Annotated in this window: 20 protein-coding genes, 1 tRNA gene and 1 other RNA gene; 12 read left to right on the top strand and 10 right to left on the bottom strand. The window is 37.5% G+C overall.

What is annotated here, in order from left to right; all coding sequences use genetic code 11:
* Positions 1 to 111 precede the first annotated feature (111 nt).
* Both V4B18_RS02680 and V4B18_RS02685 read right to left on the bottom strand, forming a co-directional pair.
* Positions 112 to 2124, bottom strand: a complete 2013-nt coding sequence (locus V4B18_RS02680; RefSeq protein ID WP_455476300.1) for a toprim domain-containing protein — start codon at positions 2122 to 2124, stop codon at positions 112 to 114.
* 1 nt (position 2125) lies between these two features.
* Positions 2126 to 3181, bottom strand: a complete 1056-nt coding sequence (locus tag V4B18_RS02685; RefSeq protein WP_455476301.1) for a YdaU family protein — start codon at positions 3179 to 3181, stop codon at positions 2126 to 2128.
* A 451-nt stretch (positions 3182 to 3632) separates the two neighbouring features.
* On the opposite strand from V4B18_RS02685, the gene V4B18_RS02690 reads away from it, so the two are divergent.
* The 3 genes from V4B18_RS02690 (at position 3633) to V4B18_RS02700 (ending at position 6111) form a co-directional block, all read left to right on the top strand.
* A complete protein-coding gene (locus V4B18_RS02690; protein WP_455476302.1) occupies positions 3633 to 3944 on the top strand; it encodes an XRE family transcriptional regulator in 312 nt (103 codons plus the stop codon).
* Positions 3945 to 4265: 321 nt separating this feature from the next.
* Entirely contained in the window at positions 4266 to 4655 is a 390-nt protein-coding gene (locus tag V4B18_RS02695; RefSeq protein WP_455476303.1) for a hypothetical protein, read from the top strand.
* Between the two features lie 688 nt (positions 4656 to 5343).
* A complete protein-coding gene (locus tag V4B18_RS02700; protein ID WP_455476304.1) occupies positions 5344 to 6111 on the top strand; it encodes a lambda exonuclease family protein in 768 nt (255 codons plus the stop codon).
* 120 nt (positions 6112 to 6231) lie between these two features.
* On the opposite strand, the gene V4B18_RS02705 is transcribed toward V4B18_RS02700, so the two are convergent.
* Positions 6232 to 6306, bottom strand: a tRNA-Thr gene (locus V4B18_RS02705).
* 163 nt (positions 6307 to 6469) lie between these two features.
* On the opposite strand from V4B18_RS02705, the gene V4B18_RS02710 reads away from it, so the two are divergent.
* Positions 6470 to 6622 (top strand): hypothetical protein, encoded by a 153-nt coding sequence (locus V4B18_RS02710; protein ID WP_455476305.1) that lies wholly within the window; start codon positions 6470 to 6472, stop codon positions 6620 to 6622.
* 134 nt (positions 6623 to 6756) lie between these two features.
* The gene (gene murA, locus V4B18_RS02715; protein ID WP_455476306.1) at positions 6757 to 8052 is read left to right on the top strand and encodes a UDP-N-acetylglucosamine 1-carboxyvinyltransferase; all 1296 of its coding nucleotides are present in this window, start codon (positions 6757 to 6759) and stop codon (positions 8050 to 8052) included.
* Between the two features lie 253 nt (positions 8053 to 8305).
* Here murA and V4B18_RS02720 read toward each other — a convergent pair whose 3' ends face one another.
* The 7 genes from V4B18_RS02720 to purE all read right to left on the bottom strand — a co-directional run bounded on the left by V4B18_RS02720 (position 8306) and on the right by purE (position 13938).
* Positions 8306 to 9127: a TIGR00282 family metallophosphoesterase gene (locus V4B18_RS02720; RefSeq protein ID WP_455476512.1), complete on the bottom strand. Its 822-nt coding sequence runs from the start codon at positions 9125 to 9127 to the stop codon at positions 8306 to 8308.
* Positions 9128 to 9145: 18 nt separating this feature from the next.
* On the bottom strand, positions 9146 to 9754 hold the full coding sequence (locus tag V4B18_RS02725; RefSeq protein WP_455476307.1) for a 5-formyltetrahydrofolate cyclo-ligase: 609 nt from the start codon (positions 9752 to 9754) through the stop codon (positions 9146 to 9148).
* A gap of 114 nt (positions 9755 to 9868) precedes the next feature.
* Positions 9869 to 10028: non-coding RNA, 6S RNA (gene ssrS / locus V4B18_RS02730), on the bottom strand.
* A 101-nt stretch (positions 10029 to 10129) separates the two neighbouring features.
* Positions 10130 to 10894, bottom strand: a complete 765-nt coding sequence (locus V4B18_RS02735; protein WP_455476308.1) for a tetratricopeptide repeat protein — start codon at positions 10892 to 10894, stop codon at positions 10130 to 10132.
* A gap of 104 nt (positions 10895 to 10998) precedes the next feature.
* The gene (ykgO, locus tag V4B18_RS02740) at positions 10999 to 11124 is read right to left on the bottom strand and encodes a type B 50S ribosomal protein L36 (protein WP_455476309.1); all 126 of its coding nucleotides are present in this window, start codon (positions 11122 to 11124) and stop codon (positions 10999 to 11001) included.
* A gap of 1162 nt (positions 11125 to 12286) precedes the next feature.
* Entirely contained in the window at positions 12287 to 13438 is a 1152-nt protein-coding gene (locus tag V4B18_RS02745) for a 5-(carboxyamino)imidazole ribonucleotide synthase (RefSeq protein ID WP_455476310.1), read from the bottom strand.
* Between the two features lie 8 nt (positions 13439 to 13446).
* A complete protein-coding gene (purE, locus tag V4B18_RS02750; RefSeq protein ID WP_455476311.1) occupies positions 13447 to 13938 on the bottom strand; it encodes a 5-(carboxyamino)imidazole ribonucleotide mutase in 492 nt (163 codons plus the stop codon).
* Positions 13939 to 15259: 1321 nt separating this feature from the next.
* Here purE and V4B18_RS02755 point away from each other — a divergent pair.
* The 7 genes from V4B18_RS02755 (at position 15260) to V4B18_RS02785 (ending at position 24510) form a co-directional block, all read left to right on the top strand.
* Complete coding sequence (locus V4B18_RS02755; protein WP_455476312.1) at positions 15260 to 15412, top strand: DUF5993 family protein; 153 nt, start codon at positions 15260 to 15262, stop codon at positions 15410 to 15412.
* A 10-nt stretch (positions 15413 to 15422) separates the two neighbouring features.
* The gene (locus tag V4B18_RS02760; protein WP_455476513.1) at positions 15423 to 15998 is read left to right on the top strand and encodes a disulfide bond formation protein B; all 576 of its coding nucleotides are present in this window, start codon (positions 15423 to 15425) and stop codon (positions 15996 to 15998) included.
* A 1805-nt stretch (positions 15999 to 17803) separates the two neighbouring features.
* The gene (gene infA / locus V4B18_RS02765) at positions 17804 to 18022 is read left to right on the top strand and encodes a translation initiation factor IF-1 (RefSeq protein WP_010702900.1); all 219 of its coding nucleotides are present in this window, start codon (positions 17804 to 17806) and stop codon (positions 18020 to 18022) included.
* Between the two features lie 203 nt (positions 18023 to 18225).
* On the top strand, positions 18226 to 18930 hold the full coding sequence (locus V4B18_RS02770; protein WP_455476313.1) for a Maf family nucleotide pyrophosphatase: 705 nt from the start codon (positions 18226 to 18228) through the stop codon (positions 18928 to 18930).
* 81 nt (positions 18931 to 19011) lie between these two features.
* A complete protein-coding gene (gene yacG / locus V4B18_RS02775) occupies positions 19012 to 19230 on the top strand; it encodes a DNA gyrase inhibitor YacG (RefSeq protein WP_455476314.1) in 219 nt (72 codons plus the stop codon).
* Positions 19231 to 20588: 1358 nt separating this feature from the next.
* On the top strand, positions 20589 to 23183 hold the full coding sequence (clpB, locus tag V4B18_RS02780) for an ATP-dependent chaperone ClpB (protein ID WP_455476315.1): 2595 nt from the start codon (positions 20589 to 20591) through the stop codon (positions 23181 to 23183).
* Between the two features lie 1009 nt (positions 23184 to 24192).
* The gene (locus V4B18_RS02785; RefSeq protein ID WP_455476316.1) at positions 24193 to 24510 is read left to right on the top strand and encodes a hypothetical protein; all 318 of its coding nucleotides are present in this window, start codon (positions 24193 to 24195) and stop codon (positions 24508 to 24510) included.
* Positions 24511 to 24836: the final 326 nt, after the last annotated feature.

Consider the following 24836-nt stretch of genomic DNA (forward strand, 5'->3'; position numbering starts at 1 on the left):
TATTTTGTTTTGAAGTTTTTCCTTTGGTGTTAAGCTGTTTAAGAAAAAGTTTGGGTATGCTCTAAAATATACGCTGCATTTAGTGAGATTGATGCTTTATGGTTGCATCGGTTATTGAAAAGATGCGTTGGTTTGTTTTTCTGCTTGTTCAAGATAATGCCGTGCAGAGGGAGAATATTCATAAGAACAACGATAACGATAGGTTTGCTTATCAAACCAAAGACCTATTTTTCCTTCAAAGTCACCTGAACGTTGTTTTGCGATATTTATAATTACGCTGGGGCGTTTAGCTAAATTCACCTTTTCTTCCGTGTTTGGTGTTGCATAAATTTTGTCTTCTAACGATCGATTGCGCCAGATGGTGATAATGTTAAACGCATTGGCTCCAATTTCTGAAGCGCCTTTAATATCTTCGGTGGTAGGAACTTCCCTTTCTAATCCGCTTTTGCGTGTATGGGAAACAAGGTGAATGTGCACTGCATTTAAAACCGCCCAATTAACCATTTTATAAACGGCTTGTTCTTGTCCTGTATAGTCATCGGAAGCGATTCCTAGCCGCATGAGACTATCGATAATAAATTGGTCGCAACCATAGCGCGCACGGCAATAATCAAACACATCAAGCAATGTATCAACGCTTGATTTTCCAACATGTTCATAAAGAATAAGCCCTTCGTCTAAAAAATGTAGGATTTGTTCAATCATTTCTCTTGTGGGTTGGTTTAAACCTCCTGTTTGTCTGGTTAAACGGCGCAGAGATTGTTCGCCTTTCATTTCCAGTGAGGCTAAGCAAAGGCGACTTTTTTGTGCGATCCAATGGGGGATACAATCTGACAACAGCTGACTCTTTCCCGCACCACTTGATCCACTCCAAAGGGTTAATTCTGCTGGACGAAAATAAAGCTTATCTTTTAGCCTAGGGTAGGGAACTGTGTAACCTTGATGTTGTTCTGGCTCTGGCCAAAATAATCCGATCACTTGATTCTTATAGTCTGAAGCACGCCTTAATCCCTTTGGGGCAAAACTTTGGGCTGACAAAAAGGCTGCTTTTATGGTTGCAGCATCAACACCTGCTGTGAGACATTCATTTGCATCTTTTCGGGGTAAGCGGACACGATAGCAGCGATAACGGCCAAGCCTATTGGCAATTTCATAGGCTGCTTCTTCTCCTGGTTTGTCCATATCCGTGGCTAAAAAAATGGTCTCAAAAGGTTCTAAATGATCAAATTCATTTTCAATCCAATTTTGTTTTCCTCCAGTACCTCCTCCAAATGGCACTGAAACTGCTGGATAGCCGTAAGCGGCTAATGAAAGTGCATCAATTTCTCCTTCGGTGATGACAATTGTACGATTGGTTGGTGCAAAGCTTTGATCCACAGGGGATATATTCTGATTTGCTAAGAAAGCAGTCTGTGCTGTTGATATAGGCTCCCGATCCACAGGCGATATGTTTTGATCCACTGAAAAAGCAGTCTGTGCTGTTGATATAGCTTCCTGATCCACAGGGGAGGTACCTTGATTCGTTAAGGTAAAAGTAGAATCCATTGGGAAAAGTGCTTGCCAGCCGAACAAAATCGCTTCACACTGCGATGTTGTCGGCTTTGTTTTTGCATCTGCTTGCGCCAGCCTCTCCTTCACCAAAGCAAGCGTACCATCAGGTTTATAAAAGGGAAAAATAATTTTTCTACCATTTTCTCCTATGTGATAACGTTTCAAAATCTCAAGAGGGATGCAACGCTCTTTATTTAGGTAAGTTTTTACCAAGTTTTGCGGTATACCCCCAGAAGGGAGCGATGGGCGCCGATAGGAACGCTGAGGCGCCATAAATGGTTTTGGACGTGTCAGATTAAGGTAGCTGCGCGCTTCCTCTAATGCTTGAGAGAGGTTGATTCCTTTTACACAGCACCAAAGATCTAAAAGATCGCCACCGCTACCTTCGGCAAAATCATACCAAAGCCCAGCTTTATTGCCGCTCAAACATACTGACAAACTTTGACCCGCTTCGCCTTGTATACTGCCTACAATCCAGTTATTGCCACATTTGTACCCTTGTGGTAAAAGCATTTGTATAACCGAAGCGGCTTGAGATGAAAGTTTCTGTTTGATTTCGAAAATTGTGCTCATGTTAAAGCATGTGGTAGTTGATGAGGCTGCGGTAAAGAGCATCGTCATTATTGGATTGCGATGCTAAAGTTTTGTGAGAGGAAAAAACCGCCAGTCTTTCCTGATTGTCTTTTAACCGCTCAATTTCACGACGAAACCAGTTGCGCCACGTGGCTTGCCAATCAACCTTAAGTGCTTCTTTGCCGCTTTTAGCATGCCAATAATCACGAAATTTCTTTTCTTGCCAACGAGCTTGCTCTTCGCTCAAACCTTCCAAAACTGCTGCATGGATATCTGCTGTCCAATCGGCAGGCAAACGCTGTCCTTTGTTTATGAGAGATTCAGTCTTCTTGCGAGCATTAGCCACGCCTTGTGTATGCCCAGCTGTGTTGGTTAAATTTTCTACACGGTCACTGGAGCCGATGAGATTTTCTGCGTCCTCAATGGCGCTGGAAAAGTTCTGTGCACTCTCTGTTGAGTTGGAAAGGTTTTCCGTTTCGTCTGATCCTGTGGATATCAGGGGAGGAGAGCATCTCTTAAATGAGCTCCCCCACTCTCTCTCCTCCCTTGATGAAGAAGAAAAAACATCCTTTTCTAAAACACCGGAAGGTGTTTTCTCTTTTTTCTCCTTCTGAGCTTCTGAATTAGGTTGATCGTTTTTTGCTCTTTTATCTAGCAATTGTTGAATTTCTTCATTGATTTTTTTTCGTTTTTTCGCTGAAGAGCGACCCGCAAATGATTTTTGTTCTAGCAATTTTACCCGTTCATGAAACACATTTTCGCAGCGCTTATTCCATAGACCATTTGCTAAATTTAAAATTTTTCCTTCTTCAATTAGCATGTCTAACACATTCACAAAGGTTCGCTTATCACTGCCACAAAGACGTGCTAGTCGCTCTGTTGATAATTCTAAAGGACGACCGCGAGCGTACATTTCATTGAGTAAAACGGTGTAAATTCCAATTTCGTGTGCGCGCATTCCCCGTACACTTCCTAAAAAATCATTTTGATACCAACAAACATAGGGAAGCGTAGAGGATTCATAGTGAGGAGTTTCTTGTTGATTGACATGTTTCATGCTTCAATCCATTTTCTTCTTTATTTATACGTTTTTATTTATGATAAAGTGGCGACAATGCTTTTATGTATTCATTGATGTTTGGTGAAAATTTTATGCTTTAGACGCATGTCACAGTTTGGTTGTGGTTTATTCTTGTTGGATGATAGGCTTTTAGGTATTTTTATAAAGTTTAATAGGTAATTGTTTGTGTCAAAATGCATGTAACCTTACAGTGTGATATTGCGTAAAGGACAAAGGATCAATAATACATATTTTGACGCATAGGTTTTCGGGGGCGCCTTTTTGCATCCTTTGGGGTGATGAAATGTTTTTGTGGTCCGAGAATAAGTTTTTGTCCCTTCAAAGAATAAAACTTTTTTTCTTAATTTTATCCTTTTTCGAGGATAAAGCAAGTTCATTTTTTAAAAAGGGCGTGTCTTTTTTTTAAGACACGCTATATGGTGAGAGTATGAATATCGATGGTTGGCGTCAAAGATTGCGCGCAGCACTTGAAAAAAGTGGTCGGTCAAAAAGATCTATCTCTCTCGCGGCAGGAAAGGGTGCGGGGTACCTTCATTCTATTTTGAGTGAAGGAAAAGAACCAACAATAGAATCCCTTGCTCGCATCTGTCACGAAGTTAATGTCAGCATGAACTATATCCTTTATGGAGATAGTATCAGCTTTGAAGATCGAGAGTTTATAGAGCTTATTTCGAAGCTTTCTCCTGAGGAGAGGCAGGCGATTTTGATTCTCTTGCGGCGATCAAATAGCGAAGCATAAAAATAATATTTTTTTGTGTTTTTTGATCAAGAGTGCACCAATATTCTATTAATTTTAAGTCATTCATTTTAGCTCTCCTGTCTATTTGTGATTGCGTTGAATGAGAACGAATAGAGGGCAATGCAAGGAACATTGGTGAACAAAGGTGGATAGGTTTTTTCATTCACATATGCCATTTCAACGTCATTTAGACTTTAAAATATATCTTTTATTAAGGATAAAATAATTGACATATCTTCCATAGAGGATATAAGACTACTGCTATATTTGGTCATGTCAAGATAAAGCTGCTCTTTATCAACTATCCAAAAGGGGGACACCATGAAAAATATTCCATTTGTTAAAGAGGATGAAGTCATCATAATTCTCTGCGATGATGAAAGTAGTGATGTATATGAAGGACCTATCGAACAAGTTGAAGAAGTTCTTGAACTTGTTGAAGAACGTGAAACAGTTCAAAGACTTTTACGTCTTGATCTTGTAACGCTTCATGCCGATGATGTAAGCGAAGAACTAGCTGATGCCTACATTCAGAATAATAATATTGAGGCACAAGATATGCAAATACAGCCATTCATTCTCAATAGTGATGCCTACCATGCTTATTTAGATGAAAAAGTCGCGCGCGAGTATGAAGAAAATCTCTATGGATCTTACCAAAAACAACACCGTTTGCGTCCATGTGATGTGTTGACAGATTATTGGTGGTAAAGCTATGCCAAGTTATCTCAAAACTATTTATCATGGAATTCCGCTCTATTATGCTGGTAGAGCCCAAAGTACTATAAGACTCGAGCCACAAAGACAAAATGCAATTCCTTTTATATCGCAAAAAGCTGCGCAATGCGCTGCAAAAAATTTGGCTCAAGAATACTTTCGGGATGATTTCTTCATTGTTCAATTATGATTGAGGTTCTCTCCATTTTTTACCCAATAGAAAGGCATTAAGGCAAGAAGAAAAATAAGAGAAAGCGATATTGTGCTTGATAAAGGGAAATGAGGCGGTCAAAATTGAAATCTGACACGCAGAAATTAACAAGAAATGACTCTTATGGGAGGAGGATTCTCTAAGGAAAGGGGTTATGGTTATAGGTTAAAGAGCCTGATCAGCCCCTTTCATGGAGAAGTGCTTTATGGAGGAGCATAAGCAGAGAAGTTACAAAGTTTGTTGATTTAGCAAGCGGAACTTTGAATTGAGCTCATGAGACTTAATCCATTAAGATATTAAAATACTTTGAACCAAGAAAGAGGAGGAAGTCGCTATGAATTAAAGAAATAGCGAAAAACGCCTCACGTTTTTCGCTATGCTGCAAAACGTGCTTGAAAAAGCAAAAAAATCAAAATTGATTAACCAAAAAGCGTTTCAAAGAGAAGCGCTTCTTAAAAAAAGGGGGATTGCATGCCAATCATTATCGATTGTATTCAGGGAACGGATGAATGGATCAAAGTGCGCAATGGTTTAATTACTGCTTCTTTGTTTGAAATGGTTATGGCGAGAAAAAAACAAGGACAAAAAACTCAAAAATACCAATCCATTATGATGAAACTTGTCGGAGAAAGAATCACTGGAAAAACCGTTGAAGAGGGCACAACGCTTGCTATGCGGCGCGGAACAGAATTAGAACCTGTTGCGCGCCAGCTTTATGGTACCCTTACTCATACACAGCCTGAAACTGTCGGGTTCGTTTTAGCCGATGATCGCAAAAAAGGGTTTTCTCCCGATGCTTTTATTGGAACAGATGGATTGTTAGAAATTAAAACCAAAAAACCTGAAGTTCTGATTCCTCATTTTTATCAAAAGGGTTTTCCTCAGGAGCATAAAGCACAGTGTCAGGGAGGACTATGGATTGCCCAACGTGAGTGGCTCGATTTGATGCTCTATTGGCCTGATATGCCGCCTTTGATTAAACGCACCTATCGTGATGAAGTCTATATTCGTAAGCTTGAAAATGAAATTAACCATTTTAATGAGGCTCTAGAAAATATGGTGCATCAAATCAAGCATGCCGAAATGGGAGGAATAAGAGGAGTTGAAACATCTCTAGAGGAGCGTACACCTCTTTCATCTCTCCCAAGCACAAATAGAAAATCCGCAAGGAGAGTGAAAACACATTCAGAAAAAAAATCTATCTTTTCGCCTTGGGGGAAGACAAACAGAAGATTTTAAAAAAGAACAGGAATCACTTCAGAAAGCATTAGCAAAACTGGAGTTTAAAAAAAACTAAAAAAGCCAACACAGGCTTTAAAGATGTGCAAAAATCCCTCAAGAAATGGAGTCTCAAGAAAATGGTGCTGCGAGAGAGGATTGAACTCTCGACCTCTCCCTTACCAAGGGAGTGCTCTGCCACTGAGCTACCGCAGCATCTTGCAATTTTTACGCTGAGTTTTGCCATATTGATGTAAAATAGGCAAGAGAACATTTGCGCATTCTTGCAAGAAAACTATTCTTGTGTCATGACATAAAGTCCTTACACAACAGCAATGAGCTTTTTAAAAAAGTTCAATACTGCTCAAAAGGTTGCGCAATGACACAAATATCTCAAAACAACGAAGAAAAAAAAATTAATCAACAAGACGAAAAAGAAAAACGTCGACAAGAAAGACTTGCTAAACAATTGCGCGAAAATTTAAAACGCAGAAAAGAGCAAAGTCGAAAAAGAATGCAAAAAGAAATCTAAAAGACCAATTCTTTTTGCCACTTTGGCAACAAAACTTCTCAATATCTCGTTCTAAAAGTCATCTTATAGAATAACTTTTTCAAGGATTAAAAACCTTTGGAAAGGAAAACTTAAAGGGAGAAAGTAGAACTATTATGGATGCTATTCAAATTGTTGGTGGAAAACAACTTAAAGGAACTATTCCCATTTCAGGAGCAAAAAATGCGGCATTGCCTCTTATGATTGCGGCTTTACTTACAGAGGATACCCTTATTTTAGATAATGTTCCGCATTTGGCTGATGTAGAATTATTAATCCGTATTCTTAATAATCATGGTATTGGGTATGCTGTTGAAGGGCAAAGAGAATGTTCAGACACCATCGCTGCAAGAACAATCCATTTTTCTGCACAAAAAATAGCAACAACATGCGCCCCATATGAGTTGGTCAAAAAAATGCGTGCAAGCTTTTGGGTCATTGGACCTTTGCTTGCTCGGTGCAAAGAAGCTTATGTTTCACTGCCAGGTGGATGTGCTATTGGAACAAGACCGGTTGATTTTATTCTTGAGGGACTCAAAGCTTTAGGAGCACGCATTGCCATCGAAAATGGATATGTACATGCTAAAGCGCTTAAAGGATTAAAAGGAGCTCAATATCGCTTTCCTAAAGTTACCGTTGGGGGAACGCATGTTATGCTTATGGCGGCAGCAACTGCAAATGGAAAAACTGTGCTTGAAAATGCTGCTTGTGAACCAGAAGTGATAAATCTTATTCAGACTTTGAATGCAATGGGCGCAAAAATAACCGGACAAGGAACATCAACGCTTAAAATTGAAGGCGTGGAAAAACTCAATGGTGCAAGAATATCTGTTATCGCGGATCGAATCGAAGCGGGAACTTACGCAATGGCTGTTGCCATGACAGGGGGCGATGTGTTGCTTAAAAATGCAGATCATAACCATCTTACAAAAGTGCTAGAGGTTCTTCAAAAAACAGGACTTGATATCGAAATAAAACCTCAAGGAATCCACGTTAAACGAGATAAACAGCACACAAAAATAAGTCCCGTAGATATTAAAACAGGTGCTTATCCTGATTTTCCAACCGATCTCCAAGCGCAATTTATGGCTTTGATGATACGCGCTCAAGGAACAGCACGAATTACAGAAACAATTTTTGAAAATCGATTCATGCATGTTCAAGAACTTAAACGTTTGGGTGCGCAGATACAGCTTAATGGGCAGACTGCAACAGTTGAGGGAACAAAGCATCTACAAGGTGCGCAAGTTATGGCAACAGATCTACGTGCTTCCGTTTCTCTTGTAATTGCTGCTTTGGCTGCTAAGGGAGAAACTATCATTAATCGCGTCTATCATCTTGATCGGGGATTCGAACAGTTGGAAAAAAAATTAGCTGGGTGTGGCGCGACAATTCAACGAATAGCAGTTTAAATCCTTTGCTCTTCTCTTCTTGGGGATGACTTCTTAAGAGGCTTCTCTTTAAGAGAATAATTTCTTCAACGGAAGGGATTCTTCTCTTCAAGGACAATGGCCTTGGAGGCTTGTCTTTAAAGCAGAGGAGCTTCTTTTCAACAGGGACATGAAAGAGAAGAAAAGTGACTCAACAGTTTTTCAGTTTGCACGCCCCTTTTAAGGTTTGTGCTTCATAAGGTATACAATCTTTGAAGATCTTATCAAGAAGGTCTTACCAAAAATCTGGACTTTCCGGCTTTAAACGGGGACCTATACGCACCGCCGAGACTTTTTCAGCTAAACCCGTTTTGTCTGAAATCTCAACTGCTAAACCACAAATTGTCGCTGGACCACGTGCAGGCTCGTAGCGATCTCGCTTCTTTTTATAAAGAAAACGGTATAAAGGCTCTTCTTTATCCATTCCAAGAGAAGAATTATAATCTCCGCACATTCCAGCGTCTGACAAATAAGCACTGCCACCTTCTAAAATTTGCGCATCAGCTGTGGGGGTGTGGGTATGTGTTCCTACAATAACGCTGACACGACCATCAAGAAAATGTCCAAAACATTGCTTCTCACTTGTCGTTTCTGCATGAAAATCAAAAATAATCGCATCTACCTGCTCAGACAAAGAACAAGCTGACAAAATCTTTTCAGCTGCTTCAAACGGATCATCCGCCTTGCATGGCATAAAAACAGTTCCCAAAAAATTTGCAACAAGAACACGTGCCCCATTCTTGGCTGTAAAAATACTACAACCTCTTCCTGGAGTGCCTGTGGGAAAATTGGCAGGACGCAAAAAGCGCTCGCTCTCGTAAGCATATTGCAATGTTTCTTTGCATCTAAAAGCATGGTTGCCCGTTGTGATAACGTCAGCTCCTACAGATAAAAGGTTGTGATAAATCTCCTGCGTGATGCCAAAACCACCAGATGCGTTTTCACCATTCACTACAACAAAGTCAAGTTGCCATTTCTCAATTAGTCGAGGAAGCTCTCGAAAAACAGCATCACAGCCTGTTGTTCCAACAATGTCACCCAAAAATAAAAATCGCATAAGTGTTTTAATCACACTTTAGCGCTCTAAGAAACCTTTTTCTGTAAAAATTCCTTGCACAATCAGGTCATGCTTTTCATGAGGAATTAATTCAACTTCCTGACACGAAAAGCCAAAGCCTAATAGATGAGCTTGATATCCTTGTTTTGTTAAAGATTCAATAGCGCGATCATAATATCCCCCTCCATAACCAAGACGATGACATTGGCTATCAAAGGCTGAAAGTGGGACGATAATAAAATCTGGGACAACAACACGACTCTCTGCGTTGGGACCTATTGTGCCAAAGCGCATCTTTTCTAAAACTGTGTTTTCTACAAATTCACGAAAAACCATCGTGGTTGAATCAAGCACTGCTGGCAATGCTAAACTGCCACCACGTGACACTATAAAATTAAACAAAGGCTGAGGATCGATCTCCGACTTTATGGGCAAATAACCAGACAAAATGATGCGAGAAAGATCTTTGCCACTTTTTTCAAGATAATCGATCACGTGGGAACAAGCACAATGCGAATAAAGAGTGCGATCTTGTATGGAAAGTGCGTCACGGCGAGAGAGGCCAATCTGGCGTAAATGAACCCGAATGGAAGAAGAAGACTGAGGAGGCTGGGTGCTTTGGATCATTGTTTGCTCAATCATTTTGTAAATTGCCCAAAAATGCCAAAAATTCCCGCAAATCTTATAAAAATATCTCTATACAAAAAGAAAGATGATGATTAAACATATTGGCATAAAAAGTGGTGATCCACAGCAGCCGATGGAAATGTTGATCCCAAGAACCTACACAAGTAGGTGGGCGCCATATGAAAAGACCCACGAGTCTCCTCAGGGACAGCTCCCTTGGAATTCAATAAGGTCTCAGGAATATATTATTTCCTGTCGAGAAGTGTAGAACACCATATTTCAATATAAGATATTCTAAGATTTTTTTCTAGGCGCAAAATTGTTTTAGTGCAATCTTTAGAAAAATTAATAATCTCCAAGTGCAAAGCTCTACATTTAAAGAGCTTGCGAGGTTTGTTTATCTAATAAAAACACAAGACGCTTTTGAAGCTTTTGCATTTGAGGATAATAATGAAGAGCTGTTTCATAAGCTTTGATAGCAAGTTGTGGGTGTTCTGTTGCTTCCATGATAATTCCAAGCTCCCAAAATGCTACGTAACTGCGTGGTTCAAGGTTTATCGCATGGTTAATGTCAAGCATAGCAAGTTTAAAATCACTAAGTTGAATATGTATCCAAGCACGTCTGATCCACGCTTCAGCGTAAGTGGGTAAAAGCGCAAGGACATTATCAATATAATCAAGAGCAAGACCATAATCGTCGATATTGATTGCATTTTCAGCCCACATCATCAAAAGATCAATGGTCTCACTACCTGATTGTGACCATAATTGTTGAAGTTGCTGACTTATTTTTCTTGCTTCATTGACATTTGCACAGAATTTCAATTCCTTGAGCAAACGTGAAATTTCCGCTTCTTTGCGTTGCTTGGCTCTGTCGGTATGAAAGGGATGTGTTGCGTCTAAATCTTCCTCAATGCTCGCTTTGCTATCTGGAGCAGCGGGTGTTGAAAGGGGAGAGCTTGGTATCAGATCATCTAAGGGTAAAAGCAACTGTGGAGGATCATCTTCAAACGGAAATTCAGGAATATCTTGCCCATATCCAGAGGAAAGTAAGAAAAAGCTTCCTGCAAAGACAGTTAGAAAAATTTGCCAAAAAATAAAAAAGCTCTGCAATTGTAAAGCTTCCAAAAAAAGTCTCATAAGGATATGCTTTCAAAAACAAGCATCAAAAAACAGATTTTCGTACTTGAAAACGAACCTCCATGAGACCAATCCAATGCCTACAAAAGCAGGCACAAAAACTCTTAACCCTGACGCGCTCTAAAGCGTGGGTTAACCTTATTCAAAATATAAACACGACCTTTACGGCGTACCAAACGGTTGTTACGGTGACGTCCTTTTAGTGCTTTAAGTGAATTTTTAATTTTCATTATACTCACCGCTTAGAGGCGCACAATAATGCAATGCAATTTGTAATCACACCCTCAAAATTGCAATACCGCAACCTCGATGTGCAATACATTAATATAATTGCATTACAACACCATACTCCATTCATAGTAATTATAAAAACAAATGCGCTATTAATAATAAAAAACCCACCCACGTAACCTCATAACGGTTAACATAATGAGTACATAAAATAGCGAAAAAAACTTGCGGTTTTCTTAACAAAAAGTCCTACTTTTGTCAAGCGACTATTCTTTACAAATTCTCTATAGGATTGAGGAGAAAAAGGAGAGAGTGGATAAAAAATAAGATGAAATTAAGAAGACAGAAAAGTATCGAAAACAACAGTTGATGTATCACATCCATTAAAAATTGGGGAGTTATAGGGTTTGCATACAGCTTTTATAACGTGTTTTTCTATACTTTTTTATAGTGTTTATGTAAATCTGTGTTTTTCATGTTTTCTTTATAAGTACTAAAACGTAAATATGTATAAGTGTTAAAACTTAAATAAGTTAAAGCGTAAATAATGAATTTAAAAAAACCGATGAACAAGACTTTATAGTTTTCTGGACAAATGCAACGTTAAAGAAACAGAATTAAAGTGGTAAGCATGAATGTTAAAGAGGGTAAAACTAGAAAGAGTAGGAAAAATATTAAAGAGGTTGTCTAGGTATGGAAGAATAAGTACAGGGTATGAAAACAGAGGCAAAAGAGCAGAAAAATGCAGCAAAAAGATTGAAGAAGAAAAACCTCGGTAAATATTCTGAGTTTGATATAGGAAAAACTATAAAACAACTATCAAAGGACATGCTATGAATTTATCATAGGGAGAAATTTTGTCTTTTTAAAAGGTGCACTGAAGAGCTACTTTGAGGGATATTGCTAGAAAATTACGAAAAAATGCTATCCAAAAAACTGGTTGAGTGAGCCAAAAATATCCCTACAACTGTTTAGAAAAGATGCTATCTCGAAAAATTAAAGAAACACCGCTTGAAGAGAGCGCCATACGAAAAGCTTAAGATGCCTATAGAAAATTTAAAAAAAATGCGCTGCTTACAAAATAAACGCAAAACATTTTTTGTTTTTTTCTTTCTTTTTGCGTTAAAAAATTTTGCTCAAAGATATTTGTGTGAGAGTAGGCTAATATTCAGATTTTTTTGATGGACCTGTTAATTTGATGACATGCCCCATCTTTCGGGTTGGTTGAGCAGAGCTCTTGCCATATAAATGCACCGATGTGCGATCTTGCCTTAGAAAATATTTGAATTCATTCAAATTATTGCCGAGAAGATTTATCATTTCGCAATCACTATGGCGGTAGGTGCTGCCTAAAGGAAGCCCGCAAATAGCACGGATATGTTGTTCAAATTGGGAAGTCACGCATGCCTTTTGTGTCCAATGACCAGAATTATGCACGCGAGGTGCCAATTCATTCACTAAAAGAGTACCATCCGTTAAGACAAAAAACTCAATGCAAAGAACACCAACATAATTCAAGTATTCCATAACTTTTACACTTATTTCTTGAGCTGCCTTTTGCACATTAAGTGGAACACGAGAGGGCAAAAATGTCTTATGAAGGATGCCTTGTTGATGCTGATTTTCAGGGCAATCATAAAAAATAAACTCTCCTTGGAGCGTGCGTGCCGATAAAACAGAAATTTCCGATATAAAGGGAACTATTTCTTCCAAAATAGATGGCTGTTCCTGAAAGTCCTTAAAAACTCGTGAAACGGCATTTTCATCAGGATGATCCAGCATTACCTGATTTTTTCCATCGTAGCCAAAACGGCGCGTTTTTAAAAGACCACGACCGCCTAATGCACAAAGACCAGACATGAGAGAAGAACAATCATCAACTGCGTGCCATGACGCTGTACGAATACCCTGAGAGTTCAAAAATTCCTTCTCAAGTAACCGATCTTGCGTTATCTTCAATACTTGAGATGAAGGATGAACAGGTTTTGCTTGCTCCACATATTGAATTATAGGAAGTGGAAGATTTTCAAATTCATAAGTGATAACATCACAAAGTAAAATAAAGCGATCTAATGCAGAGTAATCATCATAAGATGCAACAATATGGTCGTTGGCGGTTTGTGAGGCTGGACAATCTTCTTCAGGACAAAAAATAATCGTTCGAAATCCAAGTTCTGCAGCAGCCATCGATAACATACGTGCTAACTGCCCTCCTCCTATTATACCGATCAGGCTTCCCGAAGCTAACATATGAGATGAATGTAATGAATTGTTGGATGAAGAAAAAATCTTAGAAGGTAAAGACTCTGTCATCTTAAATCTCAATCAATAGGGGTTTGTGTTACACGTGATGCTTGTTGTTGGCGCCACTCTTCTAAACGTTGCGCTAAATTATTATCATAAACTGCCATAACTGCTGCGGCTAGAAGTGCTGCGTTAATAGCACCAGATTTACCAATCGCCAATGTGCCAACTGGTATTCCCGCTGGCATTTGCACAATCGAAAGTAAAGAATCTTGTCCAGATAAAGATTGTGTGTGCACTGGAACACCAAAAACCGGAAGTGGAGTAAGAGCTGCCAACATACCAGGAAGATGTGCTGCACCACCAGCTCCAGCAATCAAGATTTTAAAGCCTGCTGCTTTTGCACCTTTCGCAAAATGGTAAAGACGCTCAGGGGTACGGTGCGCCGAGATGATTTGAGAAATATGAGAAATTCCAAGAGACGTTAAAATATCTGCACTATGGCGCATTGTTTGCCAATCTGATTGGCTGCCCATTAAAATTGCTACGTCACATGCTTGTTGAGTCATTTTGTATCCTTTTAAGGGGTTAAGGCGATTCCTTTCCATTATTTTTTAGAATTTTATATCTTTTTGCAAAGGTAATTCACACACAACAACAGTTTTTTATCCAGTTTGAGATTAAGATAGAGATTTCAAACAATAAAGGATAAAATTTTCTCTTTTATAAAAACAATGAGCTAATTTTATTAAGCCAACTATGTTTCTTTGGTCAAATACATATATAGTATCTTGAAAAAAAGTGAGAGTAAAACAGAACGCAAACCGGTAAAATAATTCGCTGAAACAAAGAATTTATGATTTAAAATTGTCTATCAAGCAGTGCTAAAATGGTAGATCAAAGCACGATGCTATATAAGCTATATTTGTTACTCATTATTGAAACAGATAATTCAAAAAAGGGAAGGGACTATGTCTGGTGGGCTGTTTGCAGAGAAGGTTAGCATTTTACGTCACTTGAAAAACTGTATTCTGATTTGTGGAAGTAAAAATTTTTCATCTTAAAGGGAAAAATCGCTACAGGAAAAGGATATTCATGCCTAGAAAATGATAAAGTTCAATATAAAAATGGGATGCCAATAAATTTTCCACATTTGAAAATTATAGCTTATGCATTATTGGTATTGCGCTATCAATAATCTAGAGTAGTAAAAAATTCTTTCAGCTTTTCTGACAAATTTGAATATGGTAACTTGCTATTTGGGATAGGGTCAACTGTGATGGCTCTTTATATGTGAGAGCAAAAAGGTGCCAAGATCATGACAACAAAAAGACTGTCAATTTTATCTGCTCTACGTGCGTTCATCTCTTATAACACATGTTCTATTATAGGATAAATCATATGGCAGAGAGTAATGCTTTGTAAAGCTTTAGGGATTTTTTGTGCATGTTAAATAAGCAAGAGCCATCAGTTTAAGATGTGTTGCAATTTTTCTAAAATATTCAATGTCTAAGTCTAATAAAAAAATTGATACAAAAAGAAAATTGATGCAAAAATTAAGTGCCTATTGAAAAAAGAAGACAAAAGCTTAAATATCAAGGGGATGCTTAAAGCGGCGCGTCGTTTAAGTGATATTGCACTTTTCATATAAGCTGAAAAAACGCTTGCTCCTTGATGAAAAGTACATCTCATGCCGGAAATAGCTTCAATAATATGTCATTTCCTAGCTCATACAATTTTTTATCTTACATATAAATGTATGCGTAGAAATGAGAAAATATGAAGGGCAAATTGTGGATAATAAAGCCAATGCCTCTTTTTTGACAAATTGTCTAATATGGTACGGTTCAGATTGCGATAACAATTAATATACAGCAGAGGCTTTGAACCATGTTTGTACCATTTTTAATTGCTTTAGGAACAGCAGTTTCAGCTGTATATGGCAAAAGAAATTTCAGTTATGCTTTTTGGATTGTTTTATTGGTTGTTATTCTTCTTACCTTTAATCACCATGCAACTTCTGTTTTAAATTTATGTTTTTGAGAAAATGGTCATAGAAAATATTGAACAAAAAAATCATAACTTTGCTGTTTTTATGAATTCTTTAGGCCTTATCGGCTTATCTCTTGTTCTGTTAGTGGCTTTTTATTATCAGTTGGTAAAGTTTGAACTGCCGTGCCCGCTTTGCCTTCTTCAGCGGGTTGGTATGATGCTCGCAGGGTGTGGTTTCCTCTTCAATATATGCTACAGAATTAAAAATACTCATTATGCTATGGTTATTCTTGGTTGCATGGTAACAAGTCTTGTGGCTGCTCGGCAAATATTTTTACATATTACACCAGATGATCTTGGGTATGGTTCAACATTTTGGGGATTCCATTTTTACACTTGGGCTTTTATTATCTCAGTTCTTTGTATTCTTGGTGTTCTCCTCGTTATGATTTTAACAGAAATATCGAATAAATTTGAAGTGTTGTCTTCTTTCCCAATGCTAAGCAAAACGGCAAGTTTCTTATTTATATTTTTGATTGCAGCAAATCTTATTTCTACTGTACTGGAATGTGGAAGCGGCCAATGTGAGGATGATCCGGTAAAATATGAATTATTGTCAAATTGGTTTTCCTCTTAATTAAAAGAATTTTATAAGTAAATTTTTAGTAAGATATTTAAGCAAAGAGTTTGTGTAAGTTTATCTATATATAATGCGACCGTAAAACCTAACAAAAGGCAAAACTTTTAATAGTTTTGCCTTTTGTTATAAAAAATTTTAAAAAATACTGTGAGAAAATAGAAAAAAATGATAAATGTCCTCTATTGTGGAAAGATGACTGTGCGCATGTTATAAGGGTAAAAAATTGGGTATTTAACAATGAGACTTCTATAATCAACTTTTATTGTAAGTTGCTGTTTGTTTATTAAGCGAGTGCACGCATCTATTGACCTATTTTTTATAGCATTATGCTTTTTTATTTATGAATACGCGCATATTTGATCTGTTTACTGTTCCTTTTCCAATATCTTAATTACGCTTTCCCTTATTTACGTTTTAACGCTTATACATTTATACAGAAAAAAGTACAATAAAATAAACCTATAGTATGAGAATAATGTAAGAGAAGGTATGCAATGTAAAACTTATACGCAAAGAACAATATTGGTTCTTACCAAAAAAAGAGAGACTAAAATAAAAAATAGGTGAGAAAGAACTGGCTTTGCTATTGTTTACCTCAAAGACATAAAAATAATATCTATCAGATATCACTTTTATTGCGACTGAAAGTCGCATTATTTATTTGAGTATTTTTAGATCTAGATACTTTGCCAATAAACGTAATATAGGCATAGTATTAGTACAATCTTTCGTTAAAAGGGTAGGGATATCTTCCCTTATATAGAAATATCTTCTCTCTAAAACAATAAAAAACCTATATATTTTCCATCTTTATATGAGATTTGAATGTGTACTTTTGTCTATAAAAGATGATCTTTTATAAGAAAGGAATAATTTTATATTTTCTACATTAATGCTTTGAGATCGATAAATTAAAAACTTATTAGCGTATTTACTTTTATGATATTTTCTGTATTTCAGTAAAATTGTTTTTGAAATGAAAATAAGCCGTAGCATTTTGATTTTGTTCGTTGCTAAAGAGCGTAAATATAGTGTCATTATTAGTGCCTCATAATATTTTAAGTGAGAACCGATAATGCTTCTGAGGGATGAGGGGATCTATCAATATTCTCTAAACAGAGACACATTGTACGCATAACGTAGGGATAGCATAACAGTTTGAAAATAAGGCACCTATGCTTTTCTGCGTACTTCCATAGTTGCAACACAGCAATTTGCAAAGCGATGAAAATCTTAAAAACAAAAATTCATGTCTCAAAGCTTTAAAAAAGAAAGAGGATTACAAAAGCACTTCAAGACAATTTTTATCATGCATTCTCATATACAGGATGTTTGTTAAGATTTGCTCTTTTTTATTTTCTGTATAAATGTATAAGCGTTAAAACGTAAATAAGGTAAAGCGTAAATAAGATATTGAAAAAGGAATAGTAACAGGTCAATATGTGTGTACTCATGAATGCAGAAAGAATGCAGTGTTGAAAAAATGAAGTTTTAAGAGAGGAAAACAAGAGTGAAGCTAAAATAAGGTGAAAAAAAGATAAAAAGCGTAAAATAGGAAAACTGATTATGCTTATCTTTTCTTTCTATTCATCTATTTCAGAGTTCTATAAAATCCTTAAATGTAAAATAAGCTAAAGCTTTTAAAAACAAATATAAAAGAAAAACCCTCTCTTTATTATTGAATTTTTATTCACAAAACTAGAAAAATAGGATATGAACGCTAAAAAATAATCCACAGGATATAAAATCAGAGCACGGGATTATATCAAGATTAATGTTTAAATGAAAGGAATTCATTATTTATGTCCAAAGAAGAAGTTTTAGAATTTTCTGGTGTTGTGACTGAGCTCCTTCCTAATGCGATGTTTCGCGTAAAATTGGAAAACGATCATGAAATTATTGCCCATACCGCAGGAAGAATGCGCAAAAACCGTATTCGCGTATTGGCTGGGGATAAAATTATGGTCGAGATGACCCCTTATGATTTGACAAAAGGGCGTATCACATATCGTTATAAATAAACGATGCAGCTTTTCGCTTTTATGAAAGCGGGGGTGTCTTTTAAAAATTCTTTCATTTTCCTCAAAAAAATTGTTTCTAAACGAAAGAAAAAATGATCCTGTAAACTCAAAAAAGGTAAGCGGAGAAGCAGTTCACAAAAAGGAAACAGCTATGCTGAAACTTATCATGTTAAAAGGTTAAAATCACTTTTAAGGGGTTGGGTATGGGAATCATAAGGGGAACCTACTTTAAAAAAACACATTTGGAAGAAATTCAATTGGTGCTTGCTTCTGCTTCGCCACGTCGTTTGGCGCTTTTGGCACAAATCGGTCTTGATCCCCATCATGTTTTGGCAACCAATATTGATGAAACGCCAAAAATAAAAGAGCACCCTGCAAATCTTGCAAAACGCTTAGCAAAGGAAAAAGCTCTTAAAGCGCAAGAAACTTTGCTATGGTGTAAACAAAACGGAAAAAAAGAATTATTAGCGCAAAACGAAGAGTTGTTAACGCAGAAAATTGTGATTTTGGCCGCTGATACTGTTGTTGCTGTTGGACGTGTCATTCTTCCAAAACCAGAGCAAAAAGACGAAGCTTATGAATGTTTGCGCTACCTCTCAGGGCGTTCTCACAAAGTGTATAGTGCTATTTGTGTGCTGAATGAATGCGGAAAAAAAACTGTGAAATTGGTCGAAAGCCGTGTCCGTTTTAGACGGTTAACCTCTGCCATGATAGAAGCTTATCTTGCTTCTGGAGAATGGGAAGGAAAGGCTGGGGGGTATGCTATTCAAGGAAAAGCTAGCACCTTTGTTGTTCATATTGCAGGCTCTTATTCTAATGTAGTTGGTTTGCCATTGGCTGAAACAATGGATCTTCTCACGGCTTATCGTTATCCCATTCTCTCTAATTGGAATAGAGAAATTGCGTAACAGAAAAATAAAAATAAGATAGTCTAAAGTTTAACAGGGCGAATAAAACGAAAAGATACCAGAAAAAAGGTTGTGCGACAAGTGACAAAGAGCCATCAAATACCAAAAGAGCCAAACGAAAAGCAAACAGAGATATCTCCTAAACGTCCTTCGCATCCTTGTCCAATTTGTGGTAAAATGTCACAACAAAATGCTTATCCTTTTTGTTCAACAAGGTGTCGGGCGCTGGATCTTAACCGATGGCTTTCAGGCGCTTATATTTTGCCACCACCATCGCAAAAAACAGATGAGGAAGAATAAAAGGAAGCGATAAAGAAGCATTTAAATTTTGAAGGCTTATGTGTTTGAAGCTAAGGAGAAGAAAAAAAACAAGTGCTTAAGTTTTACAGGGAAACTCACGTGTATAAAGCCGGTAGAAAGCTTGGGATTTAGAGACAAACAAAAATCTGGGGATGAGGCTAGAAAAAAGCAAAATGCTTAAAAACAAGAGAAAACAAAGTGCTTGAAGCAAAAGAGTCTGCGCTGGTTGCTTGAAGCCAATATGTTTTAGCCAATTCTAAAAATAAATAAAAAACATTTTGTGGTACAGCCTGAAAATAATAAAAACAGAATTAGCAAAATGCTTTCGTAAAGGGCAACATGCTCTTAAGTTTGATGTGCAACGCAAACAATTGCTGAGCATCTTGATCTAATCTATTGGATCTATAGAAACTTGTGAAATTAAGTATAAATGAGTTCACAGCTTCCACTTTTTCTAAATATCAAAAGATATATGGTGTTTCATTAGATTGGCTAGTAACTGGTAACCGTGAAAGGTTTACGCATATGGTAAAGGTAAAAACAGAAGATGCTAAACCCAAGCTATTCCTGTGGGACTTATGAAAAAGCTTGGATGTATGCTTGTATTGCTACCGTTATGATACGCAAATATCCCCTTGAAGGTATAGCGGAATTCGCAGCAGAGCTTTAGGAAAAATGGCTAAAACTTGTTCAAAACATCAACAATAGGAAAAAATCGAAGCTACTTTGTCACTGCTATAACTGTATTTAACATGCAAAACAAAAGCTGAAAAATTCATCGTACAAAATGCACAAGATATTACTTAGCCACCTCTAAAATAAAAATGCCTCTCTTTTTCGCTTTTTGTTCTTTTAGAACGTTCGTGAAATGGGTTCTATTCTTTGTATTCGATTTTTTTCAAAGAGCAGTTTTAAAAAACTTCCAAAGACTTTTTTGAGTTTTCTTTTCTTTATTGTCAAAGCATCATTTGACAATAAAGGCATTTAATTCTACAATTCGCTTATAAAACAATTGGTTATTTTTATTTGATTCTATTTTTCTCCTTTTATACAGATTTTTATATTAAACAGCTAAGAGAAGCTGTGTGTTTAGTGCAAAAAATAGAACGTTGCTGCTATTTTTGTGAATGATAGGGCTGCTTTTTTTCTTCTTCATGTGAGTTGTTCTTGGGGTGCTTTTTTTTGCCATAATTTCTCTTCCTTTGTGGTCTTTTCCTCTTGCACTCCTTCTTATGAGAACCCATATTCGTTTTAGCGCTCTAGCTATTCTTCATATTGCGTTCTTGAATGAAACTTTATCAGTTTTTGCAAGATTCTTGGGGAATTAAAGTGCGGTGGTGGTTATGAAAGGAAAGAAAATGAACCTAGAAAAATATAGTGAACGTCTTCAAGGTTTTTTACAAGCAGCACAAAATAACGCGCTTTCTTCTGACCATCAACAATTTACGCCAGAACATCTGCTTAAAGTGTTGTTAGAGGATTCTCAGGGGTTGGCTGCCTCTTTGATCCAAAAAGCAGGTGGTGATCTTTCTCTTATTAAAAAGGAGCTTAAAGAAGCTCTCGAGGCATTGCCAAAAGTGCAAGGAGGAAATGGACAACTCTATCTAACTCAGCCCTTGGCAAAAGCCTTCTCTGTAGCAGAGGAGCTCGCAAAAAAAGCCGGTGATCAATTTGTAACGGTAGAGCGTGCACTGCAAGCGCTTATCATGGAAAAATCCGCTAAAACAGCCGATATTTTAACCAAAGCAGGCGTAACTCCGCAAGCGCTTAATCAGGCAATTAATGCTCTGCGTAAGGGAAAAACAGCAACCAGCCCACGTGCCGAAAGCCAATATGATGCCTTGCAAAAATATGCTCGTGATTTGACAAAAGATGCACGGGAAGGAAAACTTGATCCTGTTATTGGGCGAGAAGAAGAAATTCGTCGGACTGTTCAGGTGCTCTCAAGACGTACCAAAAATAATCCCGTTCTTATTGGTGAGCCTGGAGTAGGAAAAACCGCAATTATTGAAGGTTTAGCACTGCGCATTGTCAATGGTGATGTGCCTGAAACATTACGCGATAAACAGCTTTATGCATTGGATATGGGATCTCTTATCGCTGGAGCAAAATATCGTGGGGAATTTGAAGAACGCTTAAAAGGGGTACTGGCTGAGGTGCAAGCCGAAAACGGACAGATCATTCTCTTTATTGATGAGTTGCATAACTTGGTAGGAGCAGGAAAATCCGATGGTCCTATGGATGCTTCTAATCTCTTAAAACCCGCTCTTGCTCGTGGAGAACTCCATTGTGTGGGCGCTACGACACTGGAAGAATACCGCAAATATGTGGAAAAAGATGCCGCTCTAGCACGGCGTTTCCAACCCGTTTTTGTTGCTGAACCAACGCTTGATGATACAATCTCTATTTTACGCGGAATTAAAGAAAAATACGAACAACACCACAAAGTGCGATTGGCAGATAGTGCTTTGGTTGCTGCTGCACGCTTGTCTAATCGCTATATTACAGATCGATTCTTGCCCGATAAAGCTATTGATCTTATCGACGAAGCTGCCGCAAGACTGAGAATGCAGGTTGATTCAAAACCTGAAGAACTCGATGCCATCGATCGGCGGATTTTGCAGTTGAAAATCGAACAAGAAGCCTTGAAAACAGAAGTGGATACAACCGCAAAAGAACGCTTAAAAAGTGTGCAAAATGAACTTAAGACATTGGAACAACAGTCGGCAGAAATGACAAGCGCTTGGCAAGCTGAAAAACAAAAATTAGGACATGCCGCAGATTTGAAAAAACAGCTTGAAGAAGCACGAAATGCTCTCGCTATTGCACAGCGTAATGGACAATTCCAAAAAGCTGGAGAATTGGCATATAGTGTTATTCCTGAACTGGAAAAGCAACTGAGTCTTGCCGAAAATGATGACCAAAAAAATAATCTCGTCGAAGAAACCGTGACAGCTGAACATGTGGCACGGGTTATTTCTCGCTGGACCGGAATCCCCATTGATCGTATGCTTGAAGCAGAGAGAGAAGCACTACTGCGTATGGAAGATGAAATTGGCAAGCGTGTTATTGGACAGGACGAAGCTATTCAAGCTATTGCACGTGCTGTTCGACGCGCGCGCGCAGGTCTGCAAGATCCAAATCGACCAATCGGATCTTTCATGTTTCTAGGATCAACAGGTGTTGGAAAAACAGAATTAACGAAAGCTCTCGCAGCTTTCCTCTTCCAAGATCCTAATGCAATGCTGCGGATCGATATGTCTGAATATATGGAAAAACACGCCGGTGCTCGCTTGATTGGAGCGCCGCCAGGATATGTTGGATATGAAGAAGGAGGCGTGCTTACTGAAGCCGTTCGCAGAAGACCATATCAAGTCATTCTCTTCGACGAAATTGAAAAAGCACATCCTGATATCTTTAATCTCTTATTGCAGGTGCTCGATGAAGGACGCTTGACAGACAGTCAAGGGAGAACTGTCGATTTCCGCAACACTTTACTTATTATGACATCGAATCTGGGTGCTGAATTTTTAACCGCGCTTCCCGATGGACAAGCAATTGATCAGGCAAAAGAAGATGTCATGAATGTTGTAAAAGCAGCTTTCCGTCCTGAGTTTCTAAATCGTGTTGATGAGATTATTCTCTTTCAGCGGTTACAACGTCACGATATGGAAAAAATTGTCGATATTCAGATACAACAATTGCAAAATTTGCTCAATGAACGAAAAATAACACTACATGTCAAACCTGAAGTTCGACGTTTCCTTGCTGATAAAGGATATGATCCTCTCTATGGTGCGCGCCCTCTCAAACGTATTATACAAAGAGAAATTCAAGACCCTCTCGCTGAAAATATCTTGTTTGGAAAAATTCATGATGAAACAGAGGTTACAATTGCAAAAGAAGGTGATAAGCTAGTCTTTTTGCCACAAGAAGTAGTCAAAGATGCTTAAAAACAAATTTGAAAAAATAACGTGCAAAAAGTTACAATAAAAATATAAAACTTGACAACGTAAACCTAAACGGGTATCATTATCGCATAATCAGAATTCTATGTTTCATTCATAGAAGCTTCAATCGTAAAAAATTATGTGAGAGTGCTTAGTCAGAAGGAAGAATTGTCCTTTGGGGAAGTGTTCTAGGTTTGGTCTTTTAGGTTTTTTATGACTTCCGTGGTGGAGCTGCTATCCAAAGATAATGGTTTTTTGACTGTCTAGGACAGCCAGCTGAAAGCTTATAATCAGTTTTAAGTTGTGATCAATTCTGGAGTCAACAGACTTAAATTAGCAAAATTATATGAACGATGTTTCTAAAAAACGGCTTTCTCGGAAAAGCAAGCGATGATTTTGACGAATTTTGCAGGATTACGTTTTATCTAGTCTGATTTTTTAGATCTCTGTGTATGGTAGTTTTTGGCAAGGGCTGGCGAAGGATCTTCTTAGCTGTTTAACAAATTATTTTTGATGAGTTCATTGCTATGGTATCGTTTTCGTTCTTGTGAATCTTTTGTTGCTGTTTTGTTTTTTTATGTTTTGATATTTTGAATTCGGATGTGAATATTTGCATACCATTTTAGAGAATGAAAACTGTAATCGTAGAAAAAAGTACTGTCAGAAAATAAAACATAAAAACAGGCTATAATTGCACAAGCTAAAGAGAAAAAAGACTATTACAAGCCCTTGAGCAAGAAGGATAGTAGAGTGCACTCATTTTATAAAAGGTGACTATTTATTGAAGAGTGTCAAAGAAAAGTTTTCGCAGAAATGAGCAATTAAAGATTGCCGCAAGGATTGCATCATTAAAGTAGATTACTAAACAGATATTCTAAATTATTATTTTTAAAACTGCATCATAATATAATATTACGAAAAGATTATATAGGCTATCTTATTGATTATTATACAAATTTGTTGCTGATTTTTATGCGATAAGATCAGATCTTATTTATTTAAAGGAACATGAATGGTAAAAAATGAGCAGCGTCTTCCTTTTCGCAAAAAAGGGCGGCCAAAAGGTTCATCAAATAAAACAACAAAACGTTTTAATGAGGCTCTTCTTACTGCTGCAAAGCAGGCTGGATCTCAATATGGTGAAGATGGACTAGTGTCTTATCTGCAATATCATGCCCTTAATAATCCTGTGCCTTTTTTTTCGCTGCTTGCAAAGGTTTTGCCTTTGCAAGTGACCACAGAAGCTGAAGGAAAGGTCAAAACAATTTCACGTGTCGAAATTGTACCAGTGGTCTCAAAAGATACAACATCTGGGGAATGTGATGCTTGAGAATAGGGTCTTTTAAAAGTGCTGTGTTTAAGGATTATCATGTGGGGGGAAGCGATATGCGGTGAGCGGTGGATGAAAGATTATAATGCTTGATAATTACAATATGTTTTTTGTGCATATTAATATTCTCAATCATATCAAACTTTATAAGCCAATTTAGAAATCTTGCGTCAGATGCGGTGAGATATTTTATGCAGTGGGGCAGGAGGAACACAGACCAAGAAAGCACGTGGTCAAGAAGAATGCTCGCAAATTAGTATTGGCAAATTTTCTTTAAACGACCTTTGTGGATTTACTTTTAAAAAAGCCAGAGGGAATTATTTCCC

Source organism: Bartonella sp. B17 (genome assembly GCF_053795755.1).